The organism is Pseudescherichia sp. (genome assembly GCF_031998825.1).
Lineage (GTDB): Bacteria > Pseudomonadota > Gammaproteobacteria > Enterobacterales > Enterobacteriaceae > Pseudescherichia.
Window position 1 is genome coordinate 36,833 of record NZ_DAMACX010000005.1, and the last position, 9,729, is coordinate 46,561.

Annotated in this window: 10 protein-coding genes; 4 read left to right on the top strand and 6 right to left on the bottom strand. The window is 58.6% G+C overall.

Annotation, left to right across the window (positions count from 1 at the left end; translation table 11 throughout):
* Positions 1–22: 22 nt before the first annotated feature.
* Positions 23–1,408: a cysteine--tRNA ligase gene (gene cysS, locus RTP97_RS03685; RefSeq protein ID WP_312411037.1), complete on the bottom strand. Its 1,386-nt coding sequence runs from the start codon at positions 1,406–1,408 to the stop codon at positions 23–25.
* A gap of 173 nt (positions 1,409–1,581) precedes the next feature.
* Here cysS and ppiB point away from each other — a divergent pair, with 173 nt between their 5' ends.
* The 4 genes from ppiB to purK all read left to right on the top strand — a co-directional run bounded on the left by ppiB (position 1,582) and on the right by purK (position 4,490).
* Positions 1,582–2,076, top strand: a complete 495-nt coding sequence (gene ppiB, locus RTP97_RS03690; protein WP_042391734.1) for a peptidylprolyl isomerase B — start codon at positions 1,582–1,584, stop codon at positions 2,074–2,076.
* A gap of 2 nt (positions 2,077–2,078) precedes the next feature.
* The gene (gene lpxH, locus RTP97_RS03695; protein ID WP_312411039.1) at positions 2,079–2,801 is read left to right on the top strand and encodes a UDP-2,3-diacylglucosamine diphosphatase; all 723 of its coding nucleotides are present in this window, start codon (positions 2,079–2,081) and stop codon (positions 2,799–2,801) included.
* 118 nt (positions 2,802–2,919) lie between these two features.
* Positions 2,920–3,429: a 5-(carboxyamino)imidazole ribonucleotide mutase gene (purE, locus tag RTP97_RS03700; RefSeq protein WP_312411041.1), complete on the top strand. Its 510-nt coding sequence runs from the start codon at positions 2,920–2,922 to the stop codon at positions 3,427–3,429.
* A complete protein-coding gene (purK, locus tag RTP97_RS03705) occupies positions 3,426–4,490 on the top strand; it encodes a 5-(carboxyamino)imidazole ribonucleotide synthase (protein ID WP_312411043.1) in 1,065 nt (354 codons plus the stop codon). Before purE ends, purK begins: the two co-directional genes overlap by 4 nt.
* Positions 4,491–4,551: 61 nt before the next feature.
* Here purK and RTP97_RS03710 read toward each other — a convergent pair whose 3' ends face one another.
* The 5 genes from RTP97_RS03710 to RTP97_RS03730 form a co-directional block, all read right to left on the bottom strand.
* Positions 4,552–5,211, bottom strand: a complete 660-nt coding sequence (locus RTP97_RS03710) for a methionine ABC transporter permease (RefSeq protein ID WP_238083475.1) — start codon at positions 5,209–5,211, stop codon at positions 4,552–4,554.
* Complete coding sequence (sfbB, locus tag RTP97_RS03715; protein ID WP_312411045.1) at positions 5,204–6,220, bottom strand: virulence-associated ABC transporter ATP-binding protein SfbB; 1,017 nt, start codon at positions 6,218–6,220, stop codon at positions 5,204–5,206. Before sfbB ends, RTP97_RS03710 begins: the two co-directional genes overlap by 8 nt.
* Positions 6,213–7,034, bottom strand: coding sequence for a MetQ/NlpA family ABC transporter substrate-binding protein (locus RTP97_RS03720; RefSeq protein WP_312411047.1), 822 nt, complete (start codon positions 7,032–7,034; stop codon positions 6,213–6,215). The genes sfbB and RTP97_RS03720 overlap by 8 nt, the downstream gene beginning before the upstream one ends.
* Before the next feature lie 183 nt (positions 7,035–7,217).
* On the bottom strand, positions 7,218–8,360 hold the full coding sequence (locus tag RTP97_RS03725; RefSeq protein ID WP_312411049.1) for an autotransporter domain-containing protein: 1,143 nt from the start codon (positions 8,358–8,360) through the stop codon (positions 7,218–7,220).
* Between the two features lie 181 nt (positions 8,361–8,541).
* On the bottom strand, positions 8,542–9,729 hold a 1,188-nt coding region (locus RTP97_RS03730), incomplete at its 5' end, for an FtsX-like permease family protein (protein ID WP_312411050.1).

Consider the following 9,729-nt stretch of genomic DNA (forward strand, 5'->3'; position numbering starts at 1 on the left):
CCGGCCTACAAAACCCGTCGTCTTACTTACGACGCCAGGTGGTTCCCTGCGGGCCATCTTCCAGCACGATCCCCATCTCGTTCAGACGGTCACGCGCCGCATCCGCCGCCGCCCAATCTTTCGCTTTACGCGCGTCAAGACGCTGCTGGATCAGAGCCTCAATCTCCGCCACTTCACCGTCATCCGCCTGGGCACCGCTCTGCAGGAAGGCCTCCGGCTCCTGCTCCAGCAGGCCGAGCACGGCAGCCAGCTTGCGCAGATGGGATGCCATCGCGTTCGCCGCCTGCATGTCTTCGCCTTTCAGACGGTTAACGTCGCGGGCCATATCAAACAGCACCGAGTAGGCTTCCGGGGTGTTGAAGTCGTCGTCCATCGCTTCGACAAAGCGCGCTTCAAAGGCGTCGCCGCCCGCTGCCGCAACAGATTTGTCGGTGCCGCGCAGGGCGGTGTAGAGACGCTCCAGCGCCGAACGCGCCTGCTTGAGGTTCTCTTCGCTGTAGTTGAGCTGGCTGCGATAGTGACCGGACATCAGGAAGTAACGGATGGTCTCCGCATCGTAATACTTCAGCACGTCGCGCACGGTAAAGAAGTTACCCAGCGATTTCGACATCTTCTCGCGGTCAACCATCACCATGCCGGAGTGCATCCAGTAGTTGACGTACTCGCCGTCGTGAGCGCAGGTAGACTGCGCGATCTCGTTTTCATGGTGCGGGAACATCAGATCCGATCCGCCGCCGTGAATGTCGAAATGATTACCCAACTGCTTGCAGTTCATCGCCGAGCACTCGATGTGCCAGCCCGGACGCCCCTCGCCCCACGGTGATGGCCAGCTCGGTTCGCCCGGCTTGGACATCTTCCACAGCACGAAATCCATCGGGTTGCGTTTGATCTCGGCAACTTCAACCCGAGCCCCGGCCTGCAGCTGCTCCAGATCCTGGCGCGACAGTTTGCCGTAGTTGGGATCGGTGGGCACGGAGAACATCACGTCGCCGTTATCCGCCACGTAGGCGTGACCGCGCGCGATCAGGCGCTCGGTAATCTCGATGATTTCGTGAATATGGTGGGTAGCACGCGGCTCGCTGTCCGGACGCAGGATGTTCAGGGCGTCAAAATCAGCATGCATTTCGCCGATCATGCGATCCACCAGCGCGACAAAACTCTCGCCATTTTCATTGGCGCGTTTGATGATTTTGTCGTCGATATCGGTGATGTTGCGCACGTACTTCAGCTCATAGCCGAGGAAACGCAGGTAGCGCGACACCACGTCAAAGGAGACGAAGGTTCGGCCGTGGCCAATATGACAGAGATCGTAAACGGTGATACCACACACGTACATGCCCACTTTCCCGGCATGAATAGGTTTGAATTCCTCTTTTTGGCGCGTCAGGGTGTTATAAATTTTTAGCATCAAATATTCCGTTGAGACGTGTGTGGAGAATGAAGTGGGTATGATACCCATAATTGATAACCGAAGCAGCACCCTTTGCAAGGTGATCGAACCTTGCGGTTATGCTATAACAAGCGACTATACGTGACCCACAGCAGGGTCGATGCTCTACACTACCGGAACAGGATGCAAAAATGGTTACTTTCCACACTAATCACGGCGATATCGTAATCAAAACGTTTGATGACAAAGCGCCTGAAACTGTTAAGAACTTCCTGGACTACTGCCGCGAAGGTTTCTACAACAACACCATTTTCCACCGTGTTATCAACGGCTTTATGATCCAGGGCGGCGGCTTTGAGCCGGGCATGAATCAGAAAGCGACCAAAGACGCGATCAAAAACGAAGCGAACAACGGTCTGAAAAACACCCGTGGCACGCTGGCGATGGCCCGTACTCAGGCCCCGCACTCTGCAACCGCGCAGTTCTTCATCAACGTGGCTGACAACGACTTCCTGAACTTCAGCGGTGAAAACATGCAGGGCTGGGGCTACTGCGTATTCGCTGAAGTGGTTGAAGGCATGGACGTAGTTGACAAAATCAAAGCGGTTTCTACCGGCCGCAGCGGCATGCACCAGGACGTTCCTAAAGAAGACGTGATCATCGAAAACGTGACCGTCAGCGAGTAATCGTGGCGACGCTTTTCATCGCAGATCTGCATCTGTGTACAGAAGAACCGGCGATCACCGCCGGTTTTCTGCGTTTTCTGGCCGGTACGGCGCGTGAAGCCGACGCGCTCTACATTCTTGGCGATCTCTTTGAAGCCTGGATTGGCGACGACGATCCCAACCCGCTCCACCGCCAGGTTGCCGCCGCGTTAAAAACAGTGAGCGACAGCGGTGTCCCCTGCTACTTTATCCATGGCAACCGCGACTTCCTGCTGGGCAAGCGCTTCGCCCGCGAGAGCGGTATGATCCTGCTCCCAGAAGAGGTGGTGCTCGACCTCTATGGTCGTCGGGTGCTGATCATGCACGGCGATACCCTCTGTACCGATGATGCGGGCTATCAGGCGTTTCGCGCCAAGGTTCATCAGCCCTGGCTGCAAAAGCTGTTTCTTGCCCTGCCGCTGTTTATTCGCCATAGAGTAGCGGCAAAGATGCGCGCCGACAGCAAAGCGGCCAACAGCAGCAAATCCCTCACGATTATGGATGTGAACCAGCAGGCGGTGAGCCATGCGTTGGAACGCCATAGCGTACAGTGGCTTATCCACGGCCACACCCACCGCCCGGCCGTACACGAACTGACCGCTAACGGCGAACCGGCGTTTCGCTGCGTGCTGGGAGCCTGGCATAGCGAAGGCTCAATGATTGAAGTCACCCCGCAGCAGGTGCAACTCATCGCTTTTCCGTTTTAATAACTTAATCATTTGCCCGCAAGGTTAGCCGCGCAACCGTTTTCCTTGCCCGATTTCCATGCTATTCTCTGTGCCCTGTTACGCGTTATGCCGCACATCCACAGGAGTTTTTAGACGCATGTCTTCGAGCAATAATCCGGTACGTATCGCCATCGTGATGGGGTCCAAAAGCGACTGGGCAACCATGCAGTTCGCCGCTGAAGTCCTCGATATCCTGCACGTTCCCCACCATGTTGAAGTCGTTTCCGCCCACCGCACCCCGGATAAACTGTTTAGCTTCGCCGAAGGCGCAGAGCAGAATGGCTATCAGGTGATTATTGCCGGTGCAGGCGGCGCGGCGCATCTGCCGGGCATGATCGCAGCCAAAACCCTGGTGCCCGTGCTGGGCGTACCGGTGCAGAGCGCAGCGCTGAGCGGCGTTGACAGCCTCTACTCCATCGTTCAGATGCCGCGCGGTATTCCAGTCGGGACGCTGGCGATCGGTAAAGCCGGGGCCGCCAACGCGGCGCTGCTGGCGGCGCAGATCCTTGCTACTCACGACCGCGAACTGCATCAGCGTCTGGCAGAGTGGCGTAAAGCCCAGACCGATGAAGTGCTGGATAACCCGGATCCGCGAGGTGCGGCATGAAACAGGTATGCGTCCTCGGCAACGGCCAGCTGGGCCGGATGCTGCGCCAGGCCGGTGAGCCTCTGGGCATCGCCGTCTGGCCGGTAGGGCTGGATGCCGAGCCGGAAGCTGTGCCCTTTGCGCAGAGCGTAATTACCGCCGAGATTGAACGCTGGCCGGAGACGGCATTGACCCGTGAGCTGGCGCGCCATCCGGCGTTTGTTAATCGCGACGTCTTCCCGATTATTGCCGACCGCCTGACCCAGAAGCAGCTTTTCGATCGCCTGTCTCTGGCGACCGCCCCGTGGCAGCTGCTGGCCAGCGCCAACGAGTGGCCAGCCGTATTTAACTCACTGGGCGAGCTGGCGATCGTTAAGCGCCGCGTCGGCGGCTACGACGGCCGCGGCCAGTGGCGTCTGCGCGCCGACGAGACCGATACGCTGCCTGCGGAGTGCTATGGGGAGTGTATTGTCGAGCAGGGGATTAACTTTAGTGGCGAAGTGTCGCTGGTGGGGGCACGCGGCCACGACGGCAGCACCGTATTCTATCCGCTGACCCATAACCTGCACCAGGACGGCATTCTGCGTACCAGCGTGGCTTTCCCGCAGGCTGATGCAGAACAGCAGGCGCAGGCCGAAGCGATGCTGGGCGCGATCATGAGCGAGCTGGGCTACGTTGGTGTGATGGCGATGGAGTGCTTTGTGACGCCCGGCGGCCTGCTGATTAATGAGCTGGCTCCGCGGGTACACAACAGCGGCCACTGGACGCAAAACGGCGCGTCAATCAGTCAGTTTGAGCTGCACCTGCGCGCCATTACCGGCCTGCCGCTGCCGCCGCCGGTGGTGAATGCCCCGTCGGTAATGATCAACCTGATCGGCAGCGACCTGAACTACGACTGGCTGAAGCTGCCGCTGGTGCATCTACACTGGTATGACAAAGAGGTGCGGGCTGGCCGCAAGGTAGGACACCTGAACCTCAACGACAGCGACACCGACCGCCTGAGCGCAACGCTGGAAGCGATCGTGCCGCTGTTACCGCCGGAGTATGCCAGCGGTATCGCATGGGCCTGTGCGAAGCTATAAGCGGTAAACGCCCGGTGGCGCTACGCTTACCGGGCCTACAAAATCTACCGTACCCACGATATCAATGGCGATCGCGCTTGTCGGCGCGTTTCGCCAGCCAGTCCCCCAGCATCTGTACAACCTGCACCAGAATAATCAGCGCCACCACGGTGACGACCATCACCTGCGTCTCATAGCGGTAGTAGCCGTAGCGGATCGCCAGATCCCCTACTCCGCCGCCGCCCACGATCCCCGCCATCGCCGAGTAGCCGATCAGGCTCACCAGGGTGATAGTGAGACCGCGCAGCAGGCCCGCGCTGGCCTCCGGCAGCAGCACGGTGCAGATGATACGCAGCGGGCTGGCCCCAAAGGCTTCGGCGGCCTCGATGATCCCCTTGTCCACCTCACGTAATGCACTGTCCACCAGCCGGGCATAGAAGGCGATAGCAGCCACCGAGAGCGGCACCGAGGCGGCGATTGGCCCGATGGTGTTGCCGAGCAAAAACTGCGTTAGCGGCAGAAGCAGCACCAGCAGGATCACAAAGGGCACGGAGCGGATAATGTTCACCAGCACGGAGCTGATGAGATACACCGCACGGTTCTGCCAGAAGAGATGCCTGTCGGTCACGAAGATCAGGAAGCCGAGCGGCAGGCCGCCGACGATAGCCAGCACCGTGGAGATGCTCAGCATCTGGAAGGTTTCACCAAAGGCCAGACTCAGATCGGCCAGTAAATCATCCATGAAGCACCTCCAGCTGGGCTGTACGCTGACGGATATGATCGACGGCGGCCTCGACCGCGGCCGGATTATCGGCGGCGGTTAAGCGCACCACCAGGATCCCCAGCGCCCTCTCGCCGAGATACTCAATTTTGCCGTGCAGAATATTGACCGCCACGCCAAACATCACTGCCACCTCAGAGAGCACCGGCTGCTCGGCGGAATCGCCGATAAACAGGATCTTCACCAGCTGCCCCGGCAGATCCTGCTGTAGCCGCTCCGGCAGGGTCAGGTTCAGGGTGTGCGAGACCAGCTGCTGGGTAAACGGATGCTGCGGATGGGCAAAGATATCAAACACCTCGCCCAGCTCCACGACCTTACCTGCGGACATCACCGCCACCCGATCGCAGATCGATTTGATCACGTTCATCTCATGGGTGATCAGCACGATGGTGATCCCCAGCCGGACGTTGATCTCTTTCAGCAGAGCAAGGATCGTCGCGGAGGTTTCCAGATCCAGCGCCGAGGTCGGCTCATCGCAGAGCAGCACGTCCGGGTGGTTAGCAATCGCGCGGGCGATACCCACCCGCTGCTTCTGCCCGCCGCTGAGCTGGGCCGGGAAACGGCCTGTTTTATCGGCGAGACCGACTAGCTCAAGGATCTCTTTCACCCGAGGGGCAATCTCGCTGCTGGCCCAGCCTGCGGCCTTCAGGCTGAAGGCGACGTTCTGCGCCACGGTGCGGGTGTGCATCAGGTTAAAGTGCTGGAAGATCATGCCGATGCGCTGGCGTGCCTTGCGCAGCGTGACGCCTTCCAGGGCGGAGATCGTTACGCCGTTGACCTTTACTTCGCCCTGGCCAGGGCGCTGCAGGGCATTCAGAGTGCGTAGCAGGGTACTTTTCCCTGCGCCGCTGGTGCCAACGATGCCAAAAATCTCCCCTGCCGTGATATGCAGGCTGACATCGTCCACGGCCCGGGTCGTGGGACCCATGCCTGCGGGAAAATCGACGCAGACGTTATTTAGCTCAATCATGCATCCACTCTGGTTTCTGGAACGCGTTGAAGATGTTCTGCGGATCGTCAATCACCGCCCGGTAGGCCGGAGACTGCACCGCCGCCACGATATCTTTGGCGAACGGCTTCTCGGCATCTTCGGTGCGCACCGCGATGACGTTTTTCAGGTTCTCATCCAGCTGCTCCTGCTTAAGGGCGGAGGAGAGCTTGAGGCCAGCGGCAATGGCAAAGTTGCCGTTCACCAGCGCGGCGCTGGCGCTGTCCAGCGTACGCGGCAGCTGCGCCGCTTCCAGCGGTTTAAATACCAGCCCTTTCGGGTTGCTGGCAATATCGCGCTCGGAGGCTTTAGTCGGATCGATATTCTCTTTGATGGTGATCAGCTGCATTGCCTGGAGGAAACGCAGGCCGCGCGCCAGGTTAGTGGGATCGTTGGACAGGGTAACGATATCGCCCTTCTTCAGCTGATCGACGCTGGTGACTTTATGGGAGTAGAGCCCCATGCCCGCCGTGGGAACGACGATCAGCTTAGTGAGCTTCAGCCCTTTATCGGCGGCGAACTTCTCTAAATAGAGCGAGTGCTGGAACAGGTTGGCGTCGATGCTGCCGTTAGCGAGGGCCATGTTCGGCTGCACGTAGTCGCTAAACTCACGCACCACCACCTTATAGCCCTTCTCTTTCAGCGAAGGGGCAATGGCCTGCTTTACCATATCGCCGTACGGACCCGGCGCAACGCCGAAAGTGATGGTTTGCGGATCGCTGGCGTGGGCAAACGGCAGGCCACAGGCCAGAAGCAGTGCAGCAACGCTGGCACGAAAGCTGAGACGACGTCCCATAGATTCTCCCAAAGTGTATTGTGTTTGCTGTATGACGCGCCGGACTAAACAGCGCGCTTTTTTGACAATTTATGCATAACGCAGAGCGTTAAGATGGCATAAACCCGACGCGGCGGTAATTGAAAATATTTCATATAGATAGTGATGCCCCGGCAAACGCCTGCGCCGCCGGGGAACACTCGATTAGAAATCGTAGCGTAGACGTACCAGGTTCATGTCGCCCAGATTATCCGTGCTGGACGTGAAGACATGCTCATAGTCAACGCGGAAACCGTAATCGAGTTGGAAGGTTACCCCGACACCGTTGTCGGTGCGCTGGTAGCTGCGACCGTTCAGATACTCAATACGATCGCCCATCACGTACGGCTGCACGGATTTAAGCGCGTACTGGCCTACCGGAATTTTATAGCCCGCATAGTACTCAATCCCCCACGCATCGCCGGCGAAGTAGTGATCGATAGAGACTTTTTTAGTGGTCATAAAGTTCTGATACCAGCCGCCGCCGACGGAGATTGTCCAGCGGTCCGGGGACCAGCTCAGCGCCGTACCGAGAATGTTTTGATCCCATGTTTTACTGTCGTTACTGCGCGGATTGTAGATTTTTGCCCGGGTATAGTTCCACGCCGTGCCCCAGGTAAGATCGGAGGTCAGACGGTAGTCGAGACCCAGCGAGCCGCCGCCGGTACGCTCATAGCGCAGGCCGTTCATCGGGTTATAGTTGTCGTTAAACAAGTAAGAGGCGTAGATATCGGCGTCGCCTACAGTCTTCTTATACTTCAGCATCTTGCGTGAACGGTAGGAGCCGTCGTAGTCGCCGTTGATACCGTTGCCCGGTGCCTGACCGATCATGTCGTAATCCCAGATATCGGTTTTTGACCCGATCACATCGTAGTAGACGCTATTCTGTTGGCCAAAGGTCAGCACGCCCCAGGTTTTACTTTTGAAACCGGTATAGAGCATGCGGCGGCTGGTATCATTCGCGCCTTTGGCGTAGTGATTATCCCAGTCAAATACCGCCGGAATATTCACGCCCACTTCGTAGTAGTTGGTCCAGTTGATGTCATCAAACAGGTAGTAATCGGCCGCGAAACGGAAACGCGTGCCGCCGTCAAAACCGTTACGTTTGTATGAGCCTTTATCGCCATCGCCGGTCATATTGTTGAACTGCGGACGAATACTGCCGCCGACGGCAAAGTTGAGGCGGCTTAGCGCATCGCCTGCGGCCGGGTCCTGCTTTAAAAGCGTAATTTCCGCCTGAGTAGAAAAAGATGTCAATGCCACTGCTGCGCCGATCGTCATCGCCAGCGCTGTTATTTTTATCGCCATGGAACTATTTCCTTGATGAATATATAGCTAACTATTTAGCGGGCAAATAATATCTTTTATTAATATGGCCGTGGTGGCGCTTTTTTATGATTTTGTGCTGCTAAAACATGGATTTGCTGAATAATCATCGAGGGGAAAAGTTGCGCACCGGGATAATCCCCGGCGCGCATGAGGGGTGAGGTTAACCTACAAACTGGCGGAACAGCGCTTTACCCTTCAGTAACCGGGTACCCAGCCAGCCGCCGCAGATCGAGAGCAAGAGCGCCCCGCAGAGCGGAAGTATGATCCACAGCCGCCAGTCAGGCTGCCACGGGAAATCAAACACCCGGGTCTGGAGCACTGCCAGCGCCGTCTCCGCGCCGATGGCGGCTACCAGCCCGGCGACAAAGCCCAGCAGCGCAAACTCACACCACAGCGTCGTGCGCAGCAGGCGCTTGCCGGCGCCCAGCGTACGGTAGACCACCAGCTCCTGATGCCGCTGGCGCATCCCAACCTGGACCTGAGCCAGCAGCAGCAGGATGCCGCAGAGCGTCACCAGCACCACCATCACCTCCAGCGCCCGACTCACCTGCCCTAATACCTGGCCGACCTGCTTGAGGATCGCCCCAATATCCAGCAGGCTGACGGTAGGAAACTCCCGGTTAAGCTGGGTCAGCATGCCGTTACCGTTCTCCCAGCGGAAGCTGGTCAGCCAGCTCTGAGGCTGGTTATCCAGCGCGCCGGTTGGGAAGATAAAGAAGAAGTTCGGCCGCAGGCTCTCCCAGTCCACCTTACGCAGGCTGGTCACTTTTGCAGTGAAGTCCTGGGTATCGCCCATAAAGGTTACGCTGTCCCCAAGGCGAATATTGAGCCGCTCCGCCAGCCCCTCCTCCATTGAGACCTCTCCCGCCTTCGGTGGCCAGCTGCCCGCGGTGAGCGGGTTGTGATCCGGCCGATTCGCCTGCCAGGTGAGGTTCAGCTCCCGGTTGAGCGACTCGTCCTTGTTCCCCTCGGTACTCTGACCGTTAATCTGCGTCAGACGGGCCCGCACAATCGGGTAGAAGGATTCGGGAACGATCTGGTGCTCGGCAAGAAACGCCTTCAGCGGCGTTACCTGCTCGGGAGCGATGTTGATCAGGAAGTAGTTAGGGCTCTCCGGCGGGAGCTGCTGCTGCCAGCGATCGAGCAGATCGCCGCGTAGTACCAGCAGCATCGCCAGCAGCATGAACGACAGGGAGAATGCCGAGAGCTGGCTCAGAGTCGACCAGGGCTGGCGCAGCAGCCGGTTTACCGCCAGCCGCATCGCCAGAGACTTCAGGGTCAACCGCTTGAGGACGTTGAGCAGCATCCAGCCGAGCAGCCCGCAGAGCAGCGCCAGCACCACCGCGCC